Origin of the sequence: Bradyrhizobium sp. YR681 (assembly GCF_000282615.1) — a bacterium.
Taxonomy (GTDB): domain Bacteria; phylum Pseudomonadota; class Alphaproteobacteria; order Rhizobiales; family Xanthobacteraceae; genus Bradyrhizobium.
On sequence record NZ_AKIY01000214.1, the window covers coordinates 67300 to 90929 of the forward strand.

The 23630-nt window shown below is 64.8% G+C and carries 28 protein-coding genes and 2 tRNA genes; 19 read left to right on the forward strand and 11 right to left on the reverse strand.

The window, feature by feature from the left end; all coding sequences use genetic code 11:
- The first annotated feature begins 82 nt into the window (after positions 1-82).
- The 11 genes from PMI42_RS22180 to PMI42_RS22230 all read left to right on the forward strand — a co-directional run bounded on the left by PMI42_RS22180 (position 83) and on the right by PMI42_RS22230 (position 9190).
- Positions 83-2152, forward strand: coding sequence for a hypothetical protein (locus tag PMI42_RS22180; RefSeq protein WP_157195807.1), 2070 nt, complete (start codon positions 83-85; stop codon positions 2150-2152).
- A 115-nt stretch (positions 2153-2267) separates the two neighbouring features.
- Positions 2268-4337 carry a hypothetical protein gene (locus PMI42_RS22185; RefSeq protein WP_008138177.1) on the forward strand — a complete coding sequence of 690 codons (2070 nt, stop codon included), beginning with the start codon at positions 2268-2270 and terminating at the stop codon, positions 4335-4337.
- A gap of 28 nt (positions 4338-4365) precedes the next feature.
- Complete coding sequence (locus tag PMI42_RS39340) at positions 4366-4746, forward strand: hypothetical protein (RefSeq protein WP_035966315.1); 381 nt, start codon at positions 4366-4368, stop codon at positions 4744-4746.
- A 123-nt stretch (positions 4747-4869) separates the two neighbouring features.
- On the forward strand, positions 4870-6288 hold the full coding sequence (locus PMI42_RS37525) for a glycoside hydrolase family 19 protein (protein WP_008138179.1): 1419 nt from the start codon (positions 4870-4872) through the stop codon (positions 6286-6288).
- A complete protein-coding gene (locus tag PMI42_RS22200) occupies positions 6285-6575 on the forward strand; it encodes a hypothetical protein (RefSeq protein ID WP_008138180.1) in 291 nt (96 codons plus the stop codon). The genes PMI42_RS37525 and PMI42_RS22200 overlap by 4 nt, the downstream gene beginning before the upstream one ends.
- The gene (locus tag PMI42_RS22205; RefSeq protein ID WP_008138181.1) at positions 6572-7075 is read left to right on the forward strand and encodes a hypothetical protein; all 504 of its coding nucleotides are present in this window, start codon (positions 6572-6574) and stop codon (positions 7073-7075) included. Before PMI42_RS22200 ends, PMI42_RS22205 begins: the two co-directional genes overlap by 4 nt.
- A 2-nt stretch (positions 7076-7077) precedes the next feature.
- A complete protein-coding gene (locus PMI42_RS22210) occupies positions 7078-7452 on the forward strand; it encodes a DUF1515 family protein (RefSeq protein ID WP_008138182.1) in 375 nt (124 codons plus the stop codon).
- Entirely contained in the window at positions 7449-7970 is a 522-nt protein-coding gene (locus tag PMI42_RS22215; protein WP_008138183.1) for a septal ring lytic transglycosylase RlpA family protein, read from the forward strand. The genes PMI42_RS22210 and PMI42_RS22215 overlap by 4 nt, the downstream gene beginning before the upstream one ends.
- Before the next feature lie 40 nt (positions 7971-8010).
- Positions 8011-8454 carry a hypothetical protein gene (locus PMI42_RS22220; RefSeq protein WP_008138185.1) on the forward strand — a complete coding sequence of 148 codons (444 nt, stop codon included), beginning with the start codon at positions 8011-8013 and terminating at the stop codon, positions 8452-8454.
- Positions 8451-8771 carry a hypothetical protein gene (locus PMI42_RS22225; RefSeq protein ID WP_008138186.1) on the forward strand — a complete coding sequence of 107 codons (321 nt, stop codon included), beginning with the start codon at positions 8451-8453 and terminating at the stop codon, positions 8769-8771. The genes PMI42_RS22220 and PMI42_RS22225 overlap by 4 nt, the downstream gene beginning before the upstream one ends.
- Complete coding sequence (locus PMI42_RS22230) at positions 8768-9190, forward strand: hypothetical protein (RefSeq protein WP_008138187.1); 423 nt, start codon at positions 8768-8770, stop codon at positions 9188-9190. The genes PMI42_RS22225 and PMI42_RS22230 overlap by 4 nt, the downstream gene beginning before the upstream one ends.
- Before the next feature lie 81 nt (positions 9191-9271).
- Here the strand turns inward: PMI42_RS22230 and PMI42_RS22235 are convergent, their stop codons facing one another.
- From PMI42_RS22235 to PMI42_RS22260, 6 genes are all read right to left on the reverse strand, one after another.
- Positions 9272-10060, reverse strand: a complete 789-nt coding sequence (locus PMI42_RS22235) for a hypothetical protein (RefSeq protein WP_008138188.1) — start codon at positions 10058-10060, stop codon at positions 9272-9274.
- Between the two features lie 71 nt (positions 10061-10131).
- Positions 10132-10428 carry a hypothetical protein gene (locus PMI42_RS22240; protein ID WP_008138189.1) on the reverse strand — a complete coding sequence of 99 codons (297 nt, stop codon included), beginning with the start codon at positions 10426-10428 and terminating at the stop codon, positions 10132-10134.
- Between the two features lie 84 nt (positions 10429-10512).
- Positions 10513-10791 (reverse strand): hypothetical protein, encoded by a 279-nt coding sequence (locus PMI42_RS22245; protein ID WP_008138190.1) that lies wholly within the window; start codon positions 10789-10791, stop codon positions 10513-10515.
- Complete coding sequence (locus PMI42_RS22250) at positions 10788-11114, reverse strand: hypothetical protein (protein WP_008138192.1); 327 nt, start codon at positions 11112-11114, stop codon at positions 10788-10790. Before PMI42_RS22250 ends, PMI42_RS22245 begins: the two co-directional genes overlap by 4 nt.
- A gap of 141 nt (positions 11115-11255) precedes the next feature.
- Positions 11256-11327 (reverse strand) — tRNA-Thr (locus PMI42_RS22255).
- Between the two features lie 160 nt (positions 11328-11487).
- Positions 11488-11967: a hypothetical protein gene (locus tag PMI42_RS22260; protein ID WP_008138194.1), complete on the reverse strand. Its 480-nt coding sequence runs from the start codon at positions 11965-11967 to the stop codon at positions 11488-11490.
- Positions 11968-12246: 279 nt separating this feature from the next.
- On the opposite strand from PMI42_RS22260, the gene PMI42_RS22265 reads away from it, so the two are divergent.
- Both PMI42_RS22265 and PMI42_RS22270 read left to right on the forward strand, forming a co-directional pair.
- On the forward strand, positions 12247-12732 hold the full coding sequence (locus tag PMI42_RS22265; protein WP_008138197.1) for a hypothetical protein: 486 nt from the start codon (positions 12247-12249) through the stop codon (positions 12730-12732).
- Between the two features lie 43 nt (positions 12733-12775).
- The gene (locus PMI42_RS22270; RefSeq protein ID WP_008138199.1) at positions 12776-13273 is read left to right on the forward strand and encodes a hypothetical protein; all 498 of its coding nucleotides are present in this window, start codon (positions 12776-12778) and stop codon (positions 13271-13273) included.
- Between the two features lie 64 nt (positions 13274-13337).
- Here PMI42_RS22270 and rlmB read toward each other — a convergent pair whose 3' ends face one another.
- Positions 13338-14168 carry a 23S rRNA (guanosine(2251)-2'-O)-methyltransferase RlmB gene (rlmB, locus tag PMI42_RS22275; protein ID WP_008138201.1) on the reverse strand — a complete coding sequence of 277 codons (831 nt, stop codon included), beginning with the start codon at positions 14166-14168 and terminating at the stop codon, positions 13338-13340.
- 206 nt (positions 14169-14374) lie between these two features.
- Here rlmB and PMI42_RS22280 point away from each other — a divergent pair.
- Both PMI42_RS22280 and PMI42_RS22285 read left to right on the forward strand, forming a co-directional pair.
- Positions 14375-14460 (forward strand) — tRNA-Tyr (locus PMI42_RS22280).
- A gap of 157 nt (positions 14461-14617) precedes the next feature.
- Positions 14618-14797, forward strand: a complete 180-nt coding sequence (locus tag PMI42_RS22285; protein WP_502692695.1) for a GIY-YIG nuclease family protein — start codon at positions 14618-14620, stop codon at positions 14795-14797.
- Positions 14798-14823: 26 nt separating this feature from the next.
- Here the strand turns inward: PMI42_RS22285 and PMI42_RS22290 are convergent, their stop codons facing one another.
- Positions 14824-15855, reverse strand: a complete 1032-nt coding sequence (locus PMI42_RS22290) for an LLM class flavin-dependent oxidoreductase (protein WP_008138202.1) — start codon at positions 15853-15855, stop codon at positions 14824-14826.
- Between the two features lie 135 nt (positions 15856-15990).
- Positions 15991-16914, reverse strand: a complete 924-nt coding sequence (locus PMI42_RS22295) for a LysR family transcriptional regulator (RefSeq protein WP_008138204.1) — start codon at positions 16912-16914, stop codon at positions 15991-15993.
- Positions 16915-17028: 114 nt separating this feature from the next.
- Here PMI42_RS22295 and PMI42_RS22300 point away from each other — a divergent pair, with 114 nt between their 5' ends.
- The 3 genes from PMI42_RS22300 to PMI42_RS22310 are packed head-to-tail and all read left to right on the forward strand — an operon-like array spanning position 17029 to position 20147.
- Positions 17029-18387 carry an MFS transporter gene (locus tag PMI42_RS22300; protein ID WP_008138207.1) on the forward strand — a complete coding sequence of 453 codons (1359 nt, stop codon included), beginning with the start codon at positions 17029-17031 and terminating at the stop codon, positions 18385-18387.
- Positions 18384-18887 (forward strand): GAF domain-containing protein, encoded by a 504-nt coding sequence (locus PMI42_RS22305; protein WP_008138209.1) that lies wholly within the window; start codon positions 18384-18386, stop codon positions 18885-18887. Before PMI42_RS22300 ends, PMI42_RS22305 begins: the two co-directional genes overlap by 4 nt.
- Before the next feature lie 12 nt (positions 18888-18899).
- Positions 18900-20147 carry a metal-dependent hydrolase family protein gene (locus PMI42_RS22310; protein WP_008138210.1) on the forward strand — a complete coding sequence of 416 codons (1248 nt, stop codon included), beginning with the start codon at positions 18900-18902 and terminating at the stop codon, positions 20145-20147.
- A gap of 26 nt (positions 20148-20173) precedes the next feature.
- Here PMI42_RS22310 and PMI42_RS22315 read toward each other — a convergent pair whose 3' ends face one another.
- Positions 20174-21154, reverse strand: a complete 981-nt coding sequence (locus PMI42_RS22315) for an NADPH:quinone oxidoreductase family protein (RefSeq protein WP_008138211.1) — start codon at positions 21152-21154, stop codon at positions 20174-20176.
- Between the two features lie 56 nt (positions 21155-21210).
- Entirely contained in the window at positions 21211-23268 is a 2058-nt protein-coding gene (locus PMI42_RS22320; RefSeq protein WP_008138212.1) for an ATP-dependent helicase, read from the reverse strand.
- A gap of 121 nt (positions 23269-23389) precedes the next feature.
- Between PMI42_RS22320 and PMI42_RS22325 the strand changes: the two genes are divergently transcribed.
- Positions 23390-23630: TMEM175 family protein (locus PMI42_RS22325; RefSeq protein ID WP_008138213.1), on the forward strand; the 241-nt coding region annotated here is incomplete at its 3' end.

The window sequence follows — 23630 nt, forward strand, 5'->3', positions numbered from 1 at the left end:
CTTTAACCTCCCTGACAGACGAGAGACACGCATGCTGATGCAGAGCGCGAAAGAGATCTGGCGCAAATACGTCACCGATGGCGTGCCGGCGTCCGGCGTCAACAAGGTCAGCAAATCGGCAAATTCGATCTGGGGCACATGGGTCGAGACCATGCTGCAAACCGGCATCGCCGGGCTGATGTACGGCACGCTGGCCGAACTCGCCGCCGACCTCAACCACGGTGCCAATACCTCGGCGGCCGTCTACAACGACGCGACGCCGGCGAACAATGGCCTGTATCAGAAGGTCGGCGCCTCCGGCGCCGGCTCATGGACACGTGTCGGCGACCTGCCGATCGCGATCGTGCCGCTCACCGTCACCGGCGGCACCGCCAATGCCATTGTCGCGACGGCGCCCGAAACGCCGCAGATGCCCGGACGCAAGCTGTTCGTGCTGACACCGACGGCGAACAATTCCGGCGCGACCACGCTGGCGTATAACGGCCAATCGGCACTGCCGATCAAGTCGGCGTTCGGCGACCCGCTGATCGGCGGCGAGCTGCTGAACGGCAGCCCGATCGTGATGCTCGGCGCCAGCGATCACTTCACGCTGCTGCTGTCGACCAATGTCGACGCCGACGGCATTCTTGCTGCGGCGGTCGCTGCGCGGGATGACGCGGCTGCTTCGGCCGCTGCGGCCGCGTCAGCTGCCTCGGTGCTCGGCAACCAGGTGCATCAGTACGACACCCGCGCCGCGGCGATCGCCGCGACCGTGCCGGCCGGCGTCAATTTCATCCGGACGCTGGCCTATGATTCCTCGTTCACGGAGAACAGCGGCGCGCTGTTCAAGCGCGTGGCGGCGGGGACGCCGTTCACGGATACGTGGCCGTTGACTGGGACGATCGTGGGCGGAACGACGGCGGCGCCGGACGGCACCTATTATTTTGGCCTTCTGAGCGGCTCGGCGACGGGCTCGGGGCTTTGTGCGACCATCACCGTCGCCGGTGGCACGATCACGGCTGTCGATCATTCGACCCAGCCCGGCAACGCCTACAAGGTCGGCGACGTCATCACGATTGGAAGCATTGTCGCAGCCGACCTTGTGACCGCCTACTCGGTCACGGGCTTTTCCTACACGATCGCGACGATCTCCTCGCCGCTCGCCAGCTTCGTCAACACCCACGATTCCAGCCGCTGGCAGTACCTGGAGAGCAAGGGCTGTCCGCACGTCAACGAGTTTGGCGCCAATGCGAACTGGATCAGTACGGATACCGGTACCACCAATAATTTTGCAGCGTTCCAGGCTGCGCTGTTTTATGCGGCCTGCAACTTGACGGGCACCGCCGAAGGCGGCGGCGGCTATCAGGGTCACTTCGTGAAGGCCGGCCGCGGCAGCTACATGATCCGGCATCCGTCGAACCTAGTGTCTCTGATCATTCCGAACGGCGTCACTCTGGAAGGCGTCGGCGGCACAATGATCAAAATTCACGATTCCTGGTATCCCGCGACGCATTGCATCTGCCTAGGAAACCCGAACGCACATTTTGCAAACTTCCGTTGTGGTATGCGCCACCTCGGCGTTGCCTTCACGCGCGGCATTTCAGTCGCCGTTGGCACATACATGGTGTACGGCAACAACAACCAAGATGGTGGCGGCCTCGACGAGGTATTTCTTTACACGGGACAGTTCGGCGGAATCAAATACGAGAAAGGCTACGGCGGCGCGTCAACAGTAAAGTTCCACAATCTCAACTTCAGTTGCGAAGGCGTAAATCCTGCGTTCGAATGCAATGTTGGCACCACACTTGTTGATTGTCGAACCTGGTCTGTCAACGCGCCGTCGTCGGGCACGAACACCACGAGCGCTGGAATCGTGCTTTCGGGCACGGGCGGAATTTATAGTTTTGAAGGCATCCATTTGGAGGGCTTCAACGACTGTGGGTTCACCGTCGACCTGCGTTCTGGCAACAACCCCAACGTCGCCTTCAAGGGAATTACCGGGGGACTGAGCATCGATTGGCTTTTTATCATCCAAGGCACGTCGCAGTCCGGCAGCTTCTCGTTCGAGCGATGCATCAAGAACAATGGCGCCGCGACAGGCCTGATCAACAACGGGCTCGGATCGTCCCGGACTGATGACATCCGGGCCGGCGACGGTGTCTTTACGATTTGAATAGCGGCGCGCGCCAATGACTATAGGTTGTGGAACTCTCACGAGCCATCCGTTCTACCTGCTTGACAGCAGGCAGAACGGATCAGCTAATGGTTGCATGGGGCGAGAACTATCGATGACAGGCGGAAGGCGCGGGGCGTGGCTTGCCCTCGCGCTCGTCGTCTTCGTCAGCTTGTTCATGTTCCAGCGCCACGTCGGCCGCTATCCCTACTACGCGCTCGACGACATGGATCAGCTGACCGCCCTCGATGTCCTGCTGATCAGAGGCGGGACCTTGCCGGATCACGTCACGCATCCGACGGCCGGCATGTACGTATTCCTGACCTTGACCCACCGGATCGGATATTTGCTGGGTTTGCTGCATTTGCACGATTTCCGGTTCCTCGACCACTGGGCAAACCCGCTGCTCGGGACGGCTGAGCTGATCGACTTCCTCCGGGCTCACCTGCCGTTTCTAGCCATCGGCAGTTCGCTGTTGCTGGCGTTGGCCGTTACCTCAGCTGTCGGGGCCGGGCCGTGGATGGTGATTATAATCTTCCTGTGTATCGCGGTCTCGCGAGCACTTGCCTTCCACACGATCATCTTCCGAACCGACAGCTTCGCGCTGTTTTATGCGGCTGCGGCCGCTTCACTCGCTGTGTGGGCAGTTCAGCGGCGTGGATGGGTCGCAGTTGCGCTCGCCGTCTGCAGCGGCATTGCCGGTGGTTTCGCCTTCACGTCAAAGCTCACGATCGTGCCGACAGTCGCCCTCGCGCCGGCCCTGGTTCTGTTCATGATGGTGAGGCGCGACCAGGCCTTTACCGGAGCCTTCCATGCGACGCGGCGTTTCAACGCCATCGTGTGCATCACTGCGGTGGCCGTCTATGTCGTCTTGCTGGGACTGTCGCAAATCCCGATGGCCTCGACCTTCATCCACACCCGCATCTCGTTTCACAATTACGCGCTTTGCGCGGCGGCCTTGCTGGCGATCGCCGGGCCCGGCATTGCCACACGTATCCTGCCTGAGCGCTCGGTGTTCTACCGCTTCTTTTCGTTCGCCAACCTGATGGCGCTGGGGTTTACACTGTCTTTCCTGGCCCTGTGGTTCGTCATGCTGAGCCCAAGCGGCGGCGTGCGGTTCGTTGCAGCGCTTGCGCGCATCTGTTTCCTCGGTGTCATCGATCCCGCTCTCGCGCCGGGCTATGCCGGCTTCTGGGAACAAGTCTCAAGCTCGCCCTTTTTGCTGCTGCCGCCGCTCGTCCTGTTCCTGTTGCTTGGCATCCTGTCCCTTGCTTCGCTACGAGAGTTAGGAGCGCTGACGGTAATCGGCCTGCTGGTCGTGGTTTCAATTCTCTGGTTCGACCGGATGATCATTCATCAGGACGGGATCTATACCGAGCCTCTGTTGCTGGCACTTTTCGGCCTGATGCTGTCAATGGCTTGGCCAAGGGGTGGTCTGCCAGTTCGTGCAATCGCGGCCGTCTGCGTCGTGATTCTTCTCGCCCGCGGTGCAGCGCAGGGTGAGATCTCGGAGCTGATGGATGCGGGTTATGCCGGTTACTTCAAGGAGAGCCGGCAGATTATGACGCCGTACCAGACAGGCAATCAGCAGCAAATCCAGGATGCGCTGGGACAGGCGCTGGTCAGGGATAGCAGCACGGGGCACGTCGTCTCCGGCCATGCGCGTGAATTGATCTACGCTCAGGCTGCTGACTATCGCGAGGTCGCAACCAGGGTATCCTATGTTGTTCCGAACCTTGGCCGTATCGACTGGAGCAGGATCGGTGTGCTTGGAGAAGGTCTCAAGCCCTTCGGGCAGACACGCCGAGAGCTCTGGTTTACCAGTGTCCCGCGCGAACTCGAGGGCGCTATTATCTACACGCCGCCCGACGATCGGGTAGAGCGCCCCGGCGCCGACTGGCTTAGGATGATTCTTACCTATTGCGGCTTGTACGATCAGGAAATCGACGCATGGGTGCGATCGCGCACCGAGATGATACGACCGCGCTCAGACATGAACGTGCTGGTGTTCGTGCCTGCTGATAAAAGAGAGAGCTTCGCGCTGTCGCCAACGGCGCCCATCGTCGGCACCACCGAGCACCTCTACGTCGGTGTAGTAGTCCCCATCAACGCTCCCGGCGATCTGCTTCGCCGCCTAAAGCTCGAAAGCGACCGCTTTGTCGTCATCGGGCGCAGGTTCGGGTAGTGCCGTGCCAAGGGTTGCAGTCCAGCCGGTGCTTGCTGGTCTCGCAATAGCGCTCGGCGGTTGTGGCTTTGCCGACAGTCACGCTCCACTCCCTTCTTTTATGCGCATCAAGGAAGCCGGGCCTGCAACTCCCGAACCTGCACCAGATGTCAAGATCGTCGTGCGTGGGCAGATGGAGATCGTCTTTCTCGCAACGTCCTATCCGCGCGATGTGCGCGTTGCGACGCCCCGTCGCGCGGTCCGCGGGCCGGGATGGACGGCCTGCGTGCAGGCTCAGTTGACCTCCGCGATCGGTTCACCGCTGGGCGTACAAACTTATATCGTGACGATCGTCGACGGGAAGATCGTCGATCGCCGCCGCGCAGAGGTCGATGATACCTGCGGCTCGGAAACGTTCGAGCCGATCTGAGCTGCGCCCGCGGCTCTCGCACCAAGACCACTCGCACTCAAACACATTTTGAGAGGCTCACAACATGCCCGACCTGCATGGCATTTGGCGCGCCCTGATGCGCCCGACCAGGAGTTAACCGATATGGCTGGCATCACGGCTGCGCGGGTCAAGGCCATCGCCGGGCCCGGCGCGCGCAACGATCTCGTCAACGCCATCGTGCGCGGCTGGCCGCAGGCGGTGGCGAAGGCCAAAATCACGACCCGGCTGCGGGCCTGTCATTTTCTCGCGCAGATCATGACCGAGACGGGCGGTTTGCAGATCCTGAGCGAGAGCGGCGCCTATCGCTATGAGACGATCCTGAAGATCTTCGGGGCGGCGCAATATGCGCGTCAGTATGGCGGACGAGGCCATTCCGCCGGGATCGGGCCCGACGAAGCGCGGCGCATCGCGAGCCTGCCGGTCGACCAGCGCGGGCCGGTTCTGTTCAACCGCGTCTATGGCGTCGGCAACCCGGCCAAGGTCCGCGAGTTCAACAACACCGGCCCGAACGACGGCTGGCTCTACCGCGGCGGCGGCATGATGCAGGCCACAGGCAAGAGCAACTATGCCCGGCTGGAGAAGAAGACGGGACTGCCGCTGGTGGCGCATCCCGAATTGCTGCATCAGCCGGATTCCGCGTTCGTCGCCGCGTATCTGGAATGGGGGCAGGACGGACGCTGCAACGCCGCCGCCGATCGCGACGACGTCAAGGGCGTCCGCCGCATCATCAACGGCGGCGAGAACGGGATTGCCGCATGCGAGACGTTCCTTGCGCGGGCCAAGCAGGTCTTGCAGGACTACCAGCCTCCGGCCGTCGATCATCTGACGCCGGCTACGCCTGATCCATCGGCCGCCGATACCGGCCCGGCCGCGCCCTCTATGCCGGATGATCCTGCGCCGGCGGCGCCATCCGCGCCGGTCGCAGCGGACGTGCAGGGCGATCCGGAATTGTTCTCGGTGCAGAAGCGCCTGAAGGCGATGAACTACACGCCGGGCGTCCTGACTGGCGTCTGGGGCGGCATGACGGCTGGCGCACTCGCCGGCTTCATCAATGACCGTCAGGCGGCAATTGCCGTGCCCGCATCGGTCGAGGCTTTTGGCGCGGAACGCGAAGCCATCAAGGCCGAGCTCGCCCGCGCCGAAGCCGAGCATTTCGTCAGGCCGGTGACAGCGGCGCGGGCCAATGGCGACGTTGCAACCGTCACGTCCGTGGCGCCGGAGGCCGCGCCCGTGCGCCGCAACTTCCTCACAAGCCTCTGGGTCACCATCACCACGGCTGCCGCGGCGGTCTGGTCGACGGTACAGGACAAGGTGCAGCAGGCGTGGGCCTTCGTCTTCGACCACAAGGACGATATTCCGACCGATCCTGGCACGCTGTCGACCGTATGGTCGTATGTCGAGAAGGTGCCGACCTCGTTCTGGCTCATGCTGCTCGCCGGCGTGCTTGCCTTCATCACGCTCGATGCAGCCCGCGGCCTCGCCAAGATCAAGCAGGCCGTCCAGACCGGAGCCCGCCAATGATCGTCGAATTGATTGCATCCGCCGCCGCGCGCTTCGGTGGTTTGAGCTTTGCCATGAAGGCACTGATCGCGCTCGCCTTCGCCGCGACCGTTGCGCTGACCGTGACCTCGGTCTACGGCATCTGGCATCACAAGGTCTACAAGAGCGGTTACGACCGCGCGATGCTCGACATCGCCCGCGCCGACGACAAGGCGATCGATCGTGCTTCGACCCTGCGCAACGGCTATGTGGCGTGCCATGCGCTTGGCCGCAACTGGGATCAGTCGACCGGGAGCTGCGGCAAATGAAGCGCCTCATCCTGATGGCGCCGATGGCGCTGCTGTTGGCCGGCTGCGCATCCGAGAGCCTGAAGGGCTCGATCGCGGGCGGCGAATGCCGGATCTTCGAGCGGCCGTCCTATGCCGTCCGCGGCGTCAAGCCATATGACCAGGACTGGATCGACCGGCAGGTCGAGGGCGGCGTCGGCGGCTGCGGCTGGCATCGGCCGGCGCCGCGGCCGGCCGAGATCGATGCGCCCGGCGCTGCCACGGTGAAACCGGTGCCGGTGAAGCGTCGGGGCATCATGGCGCGCATCAAGTCCGCGGTGCAGAAGACGCCGATTGCAGCCCCGCCGATCGCGCCGGTCCCGGCCTCGCCGTCCGAGGCGGTGCCGGACGCAACGCCACCTGTCCCCGTGCCTGAGGCCAAGCCGCACGATGTGCCGGCTGTCCCGCCGCCGCCGCCGCGGACGCGGCTCGAGCTGCTGCTCGATCCCAGCGGGCCCGCCGTGACAGGCACCGGGCGGTAGCAGTGGTGGCGGATCACGAGACCAACGCCGTGCTGCTCAGCATGGCAGAGAAGATCGGCCGTCTCACGGCGTCGCTGGAAGCTCATACCAGCCAGTGGCGCCAGCAGGACGAGAAGGCCTCGCAGGGCCGCAGAGACACGCATCAGAAGATCGACGCGATGCGCGCGGAGATGCAGAAGCTCGACGGCCAGCTGACCACGGCGATCAAGGACATCGCCGACATGAAGCCGACGGTCCAGACCGTCAAGAACGCGGAGCAGCAGGTCGCCGGCGCGACGTGGATGAGCAAATGGCTCTATCGCGCCGCGATCCTGGCCACCGGCGGCGCTGCATGGGTGGTCCTCAAATATCTCAACATCACGGTAGCCCTGAAATGAAGCTCGAACCGAAACTGCTCTACGAGATGCACGGCTTCGAGCTGGGCTTGCAGAAGGTGCTCGTCGCCGCCGCGATCGTGCTGGCGCTGCTGGCGTTCGTGGTCGCGATCGTGGAAGCCCGGCGGCGCCCGCCGGCGACCGAGCTGGCGCTGCTCGGCGGCATCGCGATGGTCGCGGCGATCGTCGCCGCGGTGCTGGTGCTGAGTGCCTCGGCCGGTCATTCGTGTGGGCGGCGGTTCTCCGGCGTTGCTTCCTATTATTCCAACGGCGAGAGCGGCAGCCGCACGGCCTCCGGCGCGCGTTTCAACGATGCGCTGCCGACCGCCGCGCATCGCTGCCTGCCGTTCGGCACCAGGCTGCGCGTCACGCGCGCCGGGCGCTCCGTGATCGTCACCATCAACGATCGCGGCCCGGCGGCGTGGACCGGCCGCGTGCTCGACCTGGCGCGGGCGCCGGCGGCCTCGCTCGGCATGCTCGGCGCCGGCATCGCCCGGATCGAGGCCGAAGTGATCGACTGACGCCGCGTTCGACATCGCAACAAACCAGAGGGGTTCAATCATGTGGGGACTGTTCGTCGCCGCGCTGCTGCTGCTCGCGGGCATCTGGTGCGCGATCCAGCGCTTGCGCGGCCTTGCCGCCGTGCTGATCGCGGTCGCGCTGTCGCTTCTGGTGACCAAGGCCTTCGCCCGCGATGACGGCCGCTATGCCAATTCCGCGCTCAAGCCCTGGTTCGACAGCTTGCGCAGCGGCAAGGGCCCGTGCTGTTCCGATGCCGACGGCTATGTGCTCTCGGAGGTCGACTGGGAAAGCGCCGACGGCCGCTACCGCGTTCGCGTGCCGATCAGCAATGACGAGGCCGACAACAATGTCCTCATCTGGGTCGACGTTCCTGAGGATGCCGTCATCACCGAGCCCAACCGCGCCGGCCGCACCATGGTCTGGCCGATCTGGGGATTTCAGGGGCCGACGATACGCTGCTTCATGCCGGGGTCGATGACGTGAGGTTAGTCGATCTCGATCCCCAGTGGATCATGAAGGACGGCGAGCGAGTGGGTTTCACCTTCTTCAGTCCGGTCCAGTCCGCAGGCATGGGCAAGAGCCGGTGGCGCCAAAGCTGTTTTCCAAACCCGACGCCCACGGACGAACAATTCGAGCTGCTAGGCGATGCCCCTGTGCAGCATTGCAACCCGTCCTGTGGGTGGAAGATCGCCGGCGGGATCGATGTGGCGAGTTTCGAAACGATGACAGTGACGCCGTCGATCGACGGTAGCGCTGGCGGGCTCTGGCACGGCTTCATCACCAACGGCGAAATCCGGTGAGCCGTCTACCCATCCGCATCAAGCCGCGCCGCGTAAAACACTGCTATGTCGGCGCGCCGGCGATCTTTCGGCTCGAGATCGCGTGCCAGAAGCTCGAGGATGCGTGGCCGGACGCCTTCGGCTGTTACCTCGTCGGCTCCTGCCTGGAGCGTCCGGACTTCCGTGACGTCGACGTCCGGATGATGATGAAGGACTACGATTTCACGCGCGAGTTTCCGGACTGCCATTCGCTCGACGGCCACTGGGAGCACGATCCGAAGTGGCTGGTAATGACGGTGGCGATCACCGGATGGCTGCGCGAACAAACGGGCCTGCCGATCGATTTCCAGTTCCAGCCGCAGACCTTTGCCAATAAGCATCACAGCGGCACCCGGCATGCGATCGGGATACGTTACGCCTCTCGCCGAAAGCAAGGGTGAGGAGACCTCGACGTCTCCTCGATCGTGTCAAACCTCCTCAAACTGAAGTCCGGCGCGGGGTGCCCCTCGCGCCGGACTTTTTCATTCGGGCGTCCAGTGCGGCCGCAGCTGAAATCCGCCCAGCTCGAACGTTGGCGCTGTTGGATTCCACATATCGAGGACCTCGAACCGATCTTTTTCCGAGAACATGCGGCGATCGTGCTTGGTCGGTCCGACGATTTTGAGAAACCGCTCGGTTCCGGATTCGTCCGAAAGCCGAAAAAGATCGCCGGGCTTGATCGCGCGCGCTTCTTCGCCCGCGGGCAGGAGATGAAACTCTGTCCCGCCGTCATGAGTCTCATATCCCTTGATCCAGCCGAGGTCCTCGAGACGTTCGAACTTGCGGATGTTCGAGCCGGCGGGGGCGACATATCCGGGATTGAAGGCGGTTGACATGAGTAGCTTGCGGTCCGTTGCGGTCGGTCGCAACGGCTGGTATTCGAGGACGGGCGTATCCGTGCTGCCGCTGACATGTTGCGTGAGCTTGATCTCCGCATCGTCGGGTAACAGCGAGATCGCGATCGCGATTGCCTGATGATGAGCCGCGCTTGAAGGGAACCTGAACGCCCGCGCCTCTTCGTCGTCGCGGGGAAGGCCGATAACGAAGACATTTCCCCGCGGCGTCTGTAGCAGTTGCTCGGCGAGCTTGGCGCCGGCTGCGTGAATCCCGCGTGACAACGTCTGCAACTCATTGATCGCCCAGCTCGGCGCCGGCCTGCGGTCGCTCGACCAGGACTTTACCGTGTCCAGCCTGGTGCCGTGTACGTGTTCGGCCGCCTCAGCCTGTGAGATCCCGCAGGCCTCGCGCAAGAGATTGTAGACGCTCGTCATGGCGTCGCTCCTTTTCGTTCGATTGATGCAGGTGAAAAGGTGCGGCTCCCGTTTCCGGGAGCCGCTGTCGCTCAGTTGTGGTCGTGATCGAAGCGCTCGTCATAGGTCTGGCGCTCGCTCATCATCCCCGCAGCCCGCAGGCCAGCGACGGCCTTGGTGTAGCGGGAGGCGCGGCGGCGATCCGGAATCCGCTCGGTCACTTCATCGGGGTGGAAGTTCATGATGCGAGCCATCCCAACGATATGCTGGCGGGTGATCTTGCCGTTGACCGCCAGCTTTTCGAGATAGGCGAGGCCGATGCGCTCGGCGCGGTCGCGCAGGGCCTGTACCTCGTTGAGCGGATTGCGCTTGCGGAAGAAGTTGAACATGTAAGGACTCCATTTCCTTGTTCAGCATCGGGCCAATCCCAACGCTGAAAACAGTGTACACGCCGAGTGTACAAAGTCAACGCCCTAACGAATAATCCGAAAAGATTTTGCGCGCTTGCTCCGCTCGATCGCCGGCGACGGCTTCCCGGTATTGAGTGCGCGCATCAAGCCGATGCGGGCGAGCATGGTATCGCCGCCGCGCTCGGCGACCAGCAGGACCGCCTCGGTCGCCGCCTGCCATTCCGGCCGCTTCTGGGCCGCTGCCGGCAGCGCGGCGATATACTCGCCGGCATCGAGCAGCGTCAGCAGCTGGCGTCCGTCCGGCAGCGCGATCGGCTCGTCGAAGGCGGCGGACCAGCTCATCCGCGCCGATGCCAGGGCCGCGAGCGGTCGGCATCGATTGCGCGGGCCTGCCGGATCTCGTCATAGCTCAGCTGGGTTTGCACCTCCGTCCATGCGGTCCGGAAGTCGATCTTGGCCGCCTCCAGGCTGCCGGCGCGTCCGCGATGCGCGCTTCGCTGCGGAACATTCGGCAGGCCGCAGGACCATTGCCAACCGTCCTTGCCGCCAACGGCGACCGTCTTGAAGATGCGGCCGATGGTGATGCCGTCCCAGATCACGACATAGTCGCCGGGGACGGTCTCGCCGCCGATCACGGTGCGGCGCAGGGTGAGGTCGTCGGGCATGGTGGCGGTATGCCGTGAGAACGTCCCCGGAACAACTGATCCTGTTTTAGTGGCTGGCAAAACCGCTCCCGTTTGCCATCCGTGCCGACTTTGCCAACCTGCGCAGGACAGAAAGTTCTTTTGTTTTCAATCGTATTCCGGTGCCGGCTGAGGGGATTGAACCCCCGACCTTCGGTTTACAAAACCGCTGCTCTACCGCTGAGCTAAGCCGGCAATCCTGGAATCCGGGCAGGGCGGCAGGCGTCGGGCCCTCCGCCCGTGCGCGCCGCAATATCAGACGTGGTTGGAAAGGGCCAGAACCTCCGCGCAGATTGCAGTCATGAATCAGGCGGCCCGAGGGCCGCCTGATCCGTTTCGCTCAACGCAAATCCGCTTACTGGCACAGATGCGGGCGGCCGTCCTCGCCCTTGAAGTACGTGCCCGGCGTGCAGACGAAGCCGTTGCGCTGGGCATAGCTGCGGGTGTCCCAGCCGCGGTTGTCCCAACCACGATTATCCCAGCTGTCGTCGTAGGCGTAGCTGTTGTCCCAGGCGCGGGCAGGCGCTGTTGCAACCGCCGCCGCAGTGCCGATCGCGGCGCCGGCTACGCCGGCCGCGACGTCAGTCGGCCAGAAACCGGTGCGGCTCCTGTTCCAGTCGTTGTTCCAGTCGCCATTGCTCTGGCGGTAGGCCGCGCGGCGCTGGCGAGTGCCGCTGTCGGTGTAGGGATTGCCGGGGCCGAGGTTCTGGCAATTGGCATTCGGGAATTGGGCCGAGCAGCGTGCCGGATTGGTGACCACCGCTTGTGCCATGGCGGAGCCGGCCAGCATGGTCGATGCGACCGCAACGGCGCCGAGGAGTTTCAGTTTCGTCATTATGCGTCTCCCGTCTAAGTGATGGGGGCTAAACATCGGCGCCGGTGGATGTTCCGACCAAACAGTTGGATTTCGCGATACAGCGGTCAAACGGGTGTGAGCGCTTGGAAAGGGTTCCGGCGCGTCCCTGCACCTCGTTAACGCTTCGCTAGCTCGCGTTGCGGCATTTGAGCGGCGCGCAATCCTTGCACGTTAGGCTTACCGGAAGTTGGTGAGCGGACCTTAACCCTCTCTGCGTCCCGATCGGATAGGTTGTGGCCGGATAATTGGGATCTCCTCATGCGCGCCATGGTGCTCGCCGCCATTCTGATCGGACTGCCGGCGACGGCGTTTGCCGGCGGCGGCTTCGATATCGTCGTTCCCGGCCGCCCCGGTGTGCCCATCATCATCAATGGTATCGATGCGTCCTACACCGTCGTCGAAGGTGTCTGGGGCCTCGGCAAGAACGTCCAGGTGCAGCCGACCATCTATGGCGGGCGCTATGTCGCCGAGCGGCAGCCCGCCGAGGTCGGACATTATTATCCGACGCTGGGCCTGCGGCCCGGCTACGGCCGGCTCGAGGTCGAGCCGCCCGCGAACCGCAAATTGCCCAAGCCTGCCGAGAGCTATCATCAAAGCTGGGGCGCGCAATCGGCGCCGTTGCCCGCGCAGATGGACGTTCCCGTCGATCCGCCGCCGGTGATCCTCGCGCCCGAGATCAACGACCGTCCGCGGCGTCCTCGGCCGCGGCCGCACGCAGAAATGCCCGTCAAACCGCCGGGTTAAGAAACGTCAAAATCCAACAAACGGAAATCAACAGGAGAGAGTAATGCGTCAGATGATTTCGGGACTGGTCGCGGCGGCTGCCGTGATGTTCGCCGCCACCGCGCCGGCGTCGGCCTGCGGCTTCAACCCGTGCCAGCCGGTTGCGCCGGTCTATTCCGGCTGCAACACCGGCTGCGGCGGCTACGGCTATGGCGCCTATGAGCGTCTCGCCGAACCGACCACCCAATATTACTACGTCAACCAGGGCCCGACCTATACCGGCCCGGGTGCCTTCGCGCCGTATCCGACCTATCGCGAGGACGCGGTCGTCGCGCCCGCCAATTATGGCTACGGCTATGGCTATCGCGCTGCTGCCGTCGAAGCGCCGGCCGCCTATCCCTACCGCCGCCCGTACTACCGTCCGTATCGCTACGGCTACGGTCCGCGCCACGGCTATCTGCCGCGCCCGCATTACGGCTACGGTCCGCGCTACGGCTACGCTCACCGCCACGCGCCCGCGCCGTATTACGGCGGCCACCGCGTGCTGCGCCGCTATTACTGATCGCTTGATCGGTTGAGCCAACGAGACGCCCGTCCGTACGATGCGGACGGGCGTTTTGTTTTGTTTACCGGTTCATCAGCCCGAGCCGGCTCGCGCCGATATAGAGCGAGAGCACGGCGGCGTTGGAGACGTTGAGGCTCTTGATCTCGCCGGGCATGTCGAGCCGCGCCACGACGCTGCAGGTCTCGCGCGTCAGTTGCCGCAGGCCCTTGCCTTCAGCCCCCAGCACCAGCGCGAGCGGTTCGCGCAGCGTGACGTCCGAGAGGTCCTCGCTGCCTTCGCTGTCGAGCCCAACGGTCTGGAAGCCGAGCTCGTTCAGCGTGGTCAGTGCGCGGGCGAGGTTTTGCACGGTCACCATCGGCACCAGCTCGAGCGCGCCGGACGCGGCCTTGGCAAGGACGCCGGTGGCTTCCGGGCTGTGGCGCGCGGTGGTGACGATCGCCTTCACCGCGAATGCCGCCGCCGAGCGCAGGATCGCGCCGACATTGTGCGGGTCGGTGATCTGGTCGAGCACCAGCACCATGCCGTCCTGCGCCAAATCCTCGATGTCAGGCGAGGGCAGGGGATCGGCCTCCGCCAGCAGGCCCTGATGCACGGCATCGGGCGACAGCAGGCGGTCGATCTCCTGAGGCCGGACGATCTCGGGCGTGACGGGGGTCGCGATGTTCTCGTCCGCGAGCCGTTTTGCGGCGTTCTCGGTCAGCGTCAGCTTGCGGATCTGGCGGGCAGGGTTGGCGAGCGCCATGGTGACGGTGTGCCAGCCATACAGGATGACAGGTCCGTCAACATGCGAATCGCGGTCGCGCCAGGCTGGCCGGCCGGCCGATTTTCCGGGCCTGTTGAAGGGCTTAGCCCCGCCACGGGGCCCCCTTGGGGTGAATTTTCGATCCTTCATGGGCTCGCTTGTGTCACGGGTCCCGGAATATGGCAATTTGGGTGCGACGAGGGGCGATTTTAGCTGTTCGCCTCGGTTGACTTTGCCCCACCGCATCGCCCATAAACGCGCCCGGTCGCGCCCCCATCCGGGCTGTCGCGGCCTTCACGTTCCATGGCCGTCTTCGGTCGCCGGCAAGGTCCGGCCCGATTGTGCTGCCGTCGAGCGGGGGAGTGTCCCGAGTGGCAAAGGGAGCTGACTGTAAATCAGCCGCCTCATGGCTTCGCAGGTTCGAGTCCTGCCTCCCCCACCATCCTGCTTCGCGCTGACGCGCTTCGCAGGATTTGCAGCCTTTCACTGCGCGAAGCAGGATGCCCTCCGAAGCCTTGGCGAAGGAGGGCGGCGTCCATGCACTATGTCTATCTTTTGGAAAGCGAAGCTTTCGGAGGCAGCGATATATCGGCCTGACGATGGATCTCAAGCAGCGGCAGGCAGATCACAACGCTGGTAAGTCACCACACACGTCGAAGTACGTTCCCTGGCAACTGGTGACGTATGTGGCCCTTTCCGACATCCAGAAGGCGCGAGCTTTCGAACGTTATTTGAAGTCTGGTTCGGGCCACGCCTTTGCGAAGAAGAGGCTTTGGTAACCGAACGCGAAGACGGACGCCAACCTTCACCCCATCATTTCCCGCACCATCGGCACCACTTTGCGCCCATAGAGCTCGATGCTCTTCATCAGCCTCTCGTGCGGCAATGGTCCTGCCGAATATTTCAGCTGGAAGCGCGAGATGCCGAGCGCCTTTGCCGTCTTCGCGATCTTGCGCGCCACCGTCTCCGGCGCGCCGACATAGAGCGAGCCATGCTCGGCCTCGCTCACGAACTCGTCGCGGCCCATCGGCGGCCAGCCGCGTTCACGGCCGATGCGGTCGCGCATGGCCTTGTAGTCGGGCCACAGTTCTTCGCGAGCCTCTTCATCCGTTTCGGCGACGTAGCCGGGCGAGTGCACGCCGATCGGTTGCGCCGGGCGGCCGAATTCCTTGAACGCGCGGTGATAGAGATCGACGAAGGGCGCAAAGCGGGTCGGGTCGCCGCCGATGATCGCGAGCATCAAAGGCAGGTCGTAATGCGCCGCGCGCACCACCGATTGCGGACTTCCGCCGACGCCGATCCAGGTCTTGAGCTGGCCGTTCTCGACAGGGGGATAGACCAACTGGTCCTTCAGCGGCGGGCGCAGCTTGCCCTGCCAAGTCACCGGCTTCTGCGACAGGAGTGCTGCAAACAGGTCGAGCTTCTCCTCGAACAGCGCTTCGTAAGAGCGCAGGTCGAAGCCGAACAGCGGAAAGGATTCGGTGAAGGAGCCGCGGCCGAGGATCACTTCGGCGCGTCCGTTCGACAGCGCGTCGAGCGTGGCAAAGCGCTGGAACACGCGGATCGGATCGTCCGAGCTCAGCACCGTCACGGCGGAGCCGAGATGGATGCGCCTCGTGCGCGCCGCAATGGCCGCCAGCACGGTCTCGGGGGAGGAGATCGCGAAATCGGCGCGGTGGTGCTCGCCGAGCCCGATGAAGTCGAGGCCGAGCTCGTCGGCCAGCACCGCCTCGTCGACGACGTTGCGGATCACCTGCGCGTGGGGAAGCATGGCGCCGGAGGCGTCCCTGGTGACGTCGCCAAAGGTATCCAGGCCGAATTGAAGCGGTGCGGTCATCGATCAGGTCTCTGAGGGGGTAAGCGGCGTCGGCCACTTGCAAGGGATGGGTTTGCACGGGAGCTAGGGTGCGGCCGCCGGTTCAACAAGGCTGCGCCAAGAAAGGCTGGGTTTCCGGTTTTTCACCGCATCGCCTCAATCGGATCTGGCGAACATCTCGACCAGGGTTTCGCGCAGCCAGCGCTGCGCCGGCACGGTGTCGTTGCGCTGGTGCCAGAACAGGCTGACGATGCGCGGCGGCGCCCGAAGCGGAAGCGGCATGGCGTGCAGCAACGGCGCATGCCTTGATTGCGAGCGCAGGTCGCTCGGCAGCACGGCGATCAGGTCGGACTGGCGCACGACCTCGTAGGCGGCGCTGTAGTGATTGACGGTCGCGACCAAATTGCGCGACAGCCCGCGCGAGGCGAGGAAGAGGTCGTAGGACGGCAGGGTCTTGCCCGCGAGGCTCACGTCGACATGTCCCGCATTCAGGAAGGTGCGGCTGCTCAGTCGCTTCTGGGCGGCGAGCGGATGGCCGCGTCGCATGAAGCAGGCGTAGTTGACGGTCCACAGCGAGCGTGAGCGAATGGCGGCCGGCTGCTGCGCCTCGTTGACGTAGACGCTGAGCACGCAATCGACCCGGTTGTCCTCGAGCTGGTCGGCGATCTCTATGACGGTGTTGGGCACGGTGTGGACGCGTGCCTTGGGCGCGACTTTGCCGAGATGCTGGAGAAGGTTCGGCATCACCAGCGAGGAGACGTAGTCCGACATCGACAGGCTGAACTCGGTCTGCGCGCGGGCGGGATCGAACACCTGCTCGTCGAGTGCGCCGCGCACGCTTTCCAGCGCCTCGCCGATCGGCCCCCACAGCACCACCGCGCGCTGGGTGGGGCGGATGCCGGTGCCGGACCGCACGAACAGGGGATCGCCGAGCGCGTCGCGCAGCCGCGCCAATGCGTTGCTGACTGCGGGCTGTGTCATCGTCAGCGCGCTTGCCGCGCGGGTGACGCTGCCCTCGGTCATCAGCGCCTCGAAGACTTTCAGGAGATTGAGGTCGAGCGCGCGGAACGACACAAACATTCACCACGGTGATATATTAGATCATGATTATAAATTATGACGATAATGTCACTTTGTCTATGGTTCCCCCAGGGACACGCGGAGCGCCGGGCCGCCAAGACTGAGGGGACTTTCATGTCGATGATATCGGCGCGCATCGAGCGCCTTCCGTTCGCACGCTTTCACAAGCATCTGCTGTTGATGGGCGGGCTTGGCTACATGTTCGACGCGATGGACGCAGCCGTGCTGGCCTTCATCCTGCCGGTGCTGCGCACGGCGTGGAACCTGTCGAGCGTGCAGATCGGTGTGCTCGGCAGCAGCACCTATATCGGCTTCCTGTTCGGCGCCTTGTTCGCCGGCACGCTCGGCGATTTGATCGGCCGCCGCGCGGTGATGATGTCGGCGCTGGCGCTCTATTGCGCGGCATCGATCGTGAGCGCGATGGTGGACAGCTGGCCGACCTTCTTCGCCGCCCGCGTCGTCGCCGGCATGGGCACGGGCGCGGAGAGTGCGATCATCGCGCCCTATCTGGCCGAGTTCGTTGCGCGGCGCTACCGCGGCAGCTTTACCGGCGCGCTGGCCGGTTTCTTCTCCTTCGGCTTCGTCGCCGCGGCCTTGCTCGGCTACTTCATCGTTCCCGCCTATGACAATGGCTGGCGGATCGTGCTGGTCATCACGGCGGTGCCGGTCGTCATGCTGTTGTGGTGGAGGAGGGCCTTGCCGGAATCGCCGCGCTGGCTCGAGAGCCGCGGGCGGGAGAAGGAAGCCGAAGCCGTGCTCGACCGGATCGAAGCGAGCTTTGCGCGCGCGGGCCACGTCCTGCCGCAGCCGGTGGCCGAGGCCGCGGCGCCGGCCGGAGCGACCGGAACGCTGCTCGCCAATTTCGCCGCGTTGCTGGCAGGCCGCCAGGCGCGCATCACCATCATGACCTGGATCATGTGGCTGGCGATCACCTTCAGCTATTATTCCTTCTTCGTCTGGATTCCCGGCCTGCTGGTCCAGAACGGCATGAGCATCACCAAAAGCTTCGCCTATTCGATCGCGATCTACTGCGCGCAGATCCCCGGCTATTTCAGCGCGGCGTATTTCAACGAGCGCATCGGCCGGCAGGCGACGATCGCGACCTACATGGTGCTCGGCGGTGCCAGCGCGCTCGGGCTCGCCTTCGCGCAGACCGACCAGCACATCATGCTGGCGGGAATCTTCCTGTCCCTGTTCATGAATGGCACCTATGCGGGCGTCTATGCCTATACCGCCGAGGTATTCCCGACGCCGGTCAGGACCACGGGCGCCGGGCTTGCCTCCGCAATCGGCCGCATCGGCGCGATCGTCTCGCCGATCCTGGTCGGCTACCTCTATCCCAATTTCGGCTTCGCCGGCGTGTTCGGCGTCACCACCACGGTGTTGCTGCTCGGCGCACTCACGGTGGTGGTGATGGGCGTGCCGACGCGCGGCCGTTCGCTGGAAGAGATCGCGGCGGGTGAAGTGGCATGACGCGCGCTAAAGTTACGGCTGATCCCTTGCTCTGCGCCGTCGCGGCGGCGCAGGGGAGGGTCGATCAGCCGGATGCGCTGTTCACGGCGCTCGACGAAGCCGTGAGGTCGGCGATCGGGCACAAGCTGTTCACGATCCTGACCTACGATGGCGACAGCGGAGAAGCCGCACGGATCTATTCCAATCTCCCCGGGCCGTATCCGACCGGCGGACGCAAGCGCCTCGCGCCGGGACCGTGGACCGAGGCCGTGCTCGACCGCGGCGAGGCCTATATCGGCCGCACGCAGGATGATCTGAGCAAGGTGTTCTCCGACCACGAGCTGATCGCCTCGCTCGGCTGCGAGAGCGTGCTCAACATGCCCGTGCGCTGGCGCGGCCGGACGCTCGGCTCGCTCAATCTGCTTCACGAGGCGGGCTGGTACGGCGAGGACGACGTCGCCGCGTGCCTTCCCTTTGCCCAGCTCACCTTGCCGGCGCTGCTTGCGCCGGCCGATGTCTGACAGGATTCCGCGATGCCCAGCATCCTCTTCAAGAACGCCGCTTTGCTCGATCCGCTTCAGGCTGATCTGCTGACGGGCCATGACGTGCTGGTCGAAGACGGCCTTATCAAGGAGGTCTCGGATCGCCCGATCCAGGCCACGGCCGAGCGTGCCATCGATCTCAAGGGCAAGACGCTGATGCCCGGCCTGATCGACCTGCACGTGCATGCCATCGCCGTCGAGCTCAATCTGGCGCAGCAGGTGCATATGCCGAACGTGCTGGTGACGCTGCGCTCGACGCTGCTGCTGCGCGGCATGCTCAGGCGTGGCTTCACCACCGTCCGCGACGCCGGCGGCGCCGGCCACGCGCTGAAGCAGGCGATCGAGACCGGCCTGACCGACGGCCCGCGGCTGTTCGTCTCCGGCCGCGCGCTCAGCCAGACCGGCGGCCACGGCGACATGCGGGCACGCTCGGATTACCTCGCCAGCGACACGCCGTGTCCGTGTTGCGTGCGCGTCGGCGCGCTGGCGCGCGTCGCCGACGGCGTCGACGGCGTGCGCAAGGCCGCGCGCGAAGAGCTCCAGATGGGGGCCGACCAGATCAAGATCATGGCCTCCGGCGGCGTCGCGTCGCCGACCGATCCGGTCGGCGCCTTCGGCTACTCCGAGGACGAGATCCGCGCCATCGTCGAGGAAGCGCGCGGCCGCAAGACCTATGTGCTCGCCCACGCTTACACTGCGGCCGCGATCGAACGCGCGGTTCGCTGCGGCGTACGTACCATCGAGCACGGCAATCTGGTCGATGCGCCGACCGCGCGGCTGATGGCCGAGAAGAACGCCTATGTGGTGCCGACGCTCGTCACCTATGAGGCGCTCGCCAATGAGGGCGCCCAATACGGCCTGCCGGCGGAGAGCGTCGCCAAGATCGCCGATGTCCGCGACGCGGGTCTCCGCTCGCTTGCGATCTATCGCGATGCCGGCGTGAAGATGGGATATGGCAGCGATCTGCTCGGGCCGTCGCAGCGCCTCCAGAGCGACGAATTCCGCATCCGCGCCGAAATTCTGGGGCCCCAGGCCGTCATAGCCAGCGCGACATTGATTGGCGCCGAGGTGCTCGGCATGGAGGGCAAGCTCGGCCGCATCGCGCCCGAGGCCATCGCGGACCTGCTGGTGGTGGATGGAAACCCGCTGCGCGATGTGGCCTGCCTGCTCGGCCAGGGCGAGCACATTCCGCTGGTGATGAAGGCGGGCAAGGTTCAGTTCGACCGGCTGAACGCGTAACTCCCGTCACCGCGTGCCGACGCGTCCTATTTCGAGATACGCACGACCATCTTGCCGAGCGCCCCGCGCGTCTGCATGGTCCTGAACGCTTCCCGGAAATCGTCCAGCGCGAAGACGCGACCGACCACAGGCTTCAGCTTGCCCTCGGCCAGCCAGCCCGCCAGCTCCGACATCAGGCGCTTCTGCACCTCGGGCTCGCGGATTGGGAGCTGCGCGAGGTCGACGCCGAGCAGGGCGCCACCCTTCAGCAGTGGCAGGTTGAACGGCAAAGCCGGGATCGCGCCGGCGGCAAAACCGACCACGAGATGACGGCCGCGCCAGGCGATGGAGCGGAAGGCCTGTACCGAGACTTCGCCGCCGACGGGGTCGAAAATCACGTCGGCGCCGTGTCCTCCGGTCAATTCCTTCAGCGTGTCGCGCCAGCCGGCCTGCGTGTAGTCGATCACAGCGTCGGCGCCGTGCTGCCGCGCGAATTCGCGCTTGTCCGGGGTCGATGCCGCCGCGATCACGCGGGCGCCGAGCAGTCTGCCAATCTGGACAGCCGCGATTCCCGTGCCGCCGGCTGCGCCCAGCACCAGAAGCTGCTCGCCTGCGCACAGCGAGGCTCGCGCGCTCAGCGCATAGAGTGCGGTCAGATAATTGGCGCGAAACGATGCGGCGACCTCGGCCGCGACGCCGTCCGGCAGGGGATAGAGCGCTGCGGGGCTAACGACGATCTCTTCGGCAAGAGCGCCCGAGCGCGTCATCCCCATCACGCGCATGCCGGGTTGATAACCTCCCGGCGCGCCGGGAGCGTCCGTCACAACGCCCGCAAACTCGGTCCCGGGAATGAACGGCAGGGGATCCTTGGTCTGATAGAGGCCCTGAATCTTCAAGCCATCGACAAATCCGATTCCTGCTGCCTCCACCCGGATGCGCAATTGTCCGGGCTCCATGGGCGGGTGGGGGATGTCCTTCAGCTCGATCTGATCGATAGACGCGTATTGTTCGACAACGACGGCTTTCATGTCGGACCTCTGTTGCTCCCATGATCCTGACAGGTCTCGCCACGCGCCTCTTGCGTCTACCGCCACATTCCCCGCATCCTCGCCCCGATGTCGACCTTCGGCCCTTGCGCGGCGGTGCGTGCCGCGCCTGCCGCGGCCTTCGGCCAGGCGGTCCGCTCGAACAGATAGACGAGGGATTCCGGGATGAAGCGGGTGCGCGAGGCGTAGACGTGGCGGTCGCCCTTGGCGGCCTGGCCGTGGACGAAAAAGCGCTGCGGCACGACGAGGTGCAGATCGTCCTTGGCGCGCGTCATTGCGACATAGAGCAGCCGGCGTTCCTCCTCGAGCTCTGCGGAGGTGCCGGCACCGAGATCGGAGGGCATGCAGCCGTCGACGACGTTGAGCACGAACACCGACTTCCACTCCTGGCCCTTGGCGGAATGGACAGTGGAGAGGATCAGATAGTCCTCGTCGCGCAGCGGTGGTCCGGATTTGTCGCTGGTCGCATCCGGCGGATCGAGGGTGAGCTCGGTCAGGAATTTTTCGCGGCTGGCATAGCCGCTCGCGATCTGCTCGAGCTGCATCAGATCGGCGCGGCGCGTCTCGGAATCCTCGTGGATGCGGTCGAGATGCGGCTCGTACCAGAGCCGGACGCGTTCGAGATCGACAGGCCATTCCGAATAGCGCAAATTCTGGGTCGTGCGGACGAAGGCGGTCCAGTCGTCGCCGGTGCGCGCCGGCACCGGGAGCGCACCGAGCGCTTGCAGCGGGTCCATGCTCTCCGCCATCTGGTCGAGCACGCGCTGCGCCGTCGCGGGGCCGATGCCCGGCAACAGATGCAGGATGCGGAAGCCGGCGACGCGGTCGCGCGGATTCTCGGCAAAGCGCAACAGCGCCAGCACGTCCTTGACATGGGCGGCGTCGAGGAATTTCAGCCCGCCGAATTTCACGAACGGAATGTTGCGGCGGGTCAGCTCGATCTCGAGCGGACCCGAATGCGAGGACGTGCGGAACAGCACCGCCTGATGCTTCAGCAGGGCGCCTTGCTCGCGGTTGGCCAGCACCGCTTCGACGATGTAGCGGGCCTGGTCGGCCTCGTCATGTACGGTGACGAGCTGCGGCTTCTGCCCGGCGCTGCGGTCGGTCCAGAGGTTTTTGGTGAAGCGCTCGCGCGCAAGGCCAATGACGCCGTTGGCCGCCGCCAGCACCGCTTGCGTCGAGCGGTAGTTGCGGTCGAGCGTGATCATCTCGGCGCGCGGCGAAAAACTCTGCGGAAAATCCAGGATGTTGCGCACGGTGGCGGCGCGGAACGAGTAGATCGACTGGGCGTCGTCGCCGACCACGGTAAGGCCGCGTCCGTCGGGCTTCAGCGCCAGCAGGATCGAGGATTGCAGGCGGTTGGTGTCCTGGTACTCGTCGACCAGCACATGATCAAAGCGGCCGCCGATTTCTTCGGCAATCAGCGCATCGCTCATCATCTGCGACCAATAGAGCAGGAGGTCGTCGTAATCGAGCACGTGCTGGGCCTGCTTGGCCTCGACATAAGCCGCGAACAGGCCTTTCAGCTCGGCGGCCCAGCCCGCGCACCAGGGATAGTGCGCCCCCAGCACCTTCTCGATCTCCATCTCGGCATTGACGCAGCGCGAGTAGATCGAGAGGCACGTGCCCTTGGCCGGAAAGCGGCTCTCGGTCTTCGACAGGCCGCGCTCGTGCCGCACCAGATTCATCAGGTCGGCGGAATCCTCGCGGTCGTGGATGGTGAAGGCGGGATCGACGCCGATCCGCTCGGCATATTCGCGCAGGAGCCGGGCGCCGATGCCGTGGAAGGTGCCGGCCCAGGTGAGGGCATCGCGCATGATCGCGGCATTGTTCTCGCCGAGCACTTTTCGCGAGATGCGCTCGACCCGGCCGGCCATCTCGGATGCCGCGCGGCGGGAGAACGTCATCAGGAGGATGCGGCGCGGATCGGCGCCGGCGACGATCAGATGCGCGACCCGGTGGGCCAGCGTGTTGGTCTTGCCCGAGCCGGCGCCGGCGATGACGAGCAGGGGGGCGCCCACGGTCGCGCCGTCGGCCACGCCATGCTCCACGGCGCGGCGCTGCTCCGCATTGAGCGTGTCCAGATATGTCGCCACGAATCGCCCCGGTGAAACCGCAAGAGTCGGCGATCTGGTTGCGAATCGCAATGCGGCTGGACGGAACCTCAGTTAAGACCTAGGGACAAGGCGGTACGAAGTTCCAGCCCGAAAGTCCGGCATGACCGAGCTCAAGCCCGAACAGTTCGAGATGCGGCGGCTGGAATCGCTCAGCAACACCATCTTTGGTGTCGCCATGACGCTTCTGGCCTACGACCTGCCCAAGGCCGCAGTCTTCTCCGGCGCGCCGGACTGGAACGATCTTGCCCGGGTCTATTCAGGCAAGCTGATCGGTTTCGCGCTCAGCTTCATCATCGCCGGTGTGTTCTGGATCAGCCATCACCGCCGGCTGGGGGGCCAGC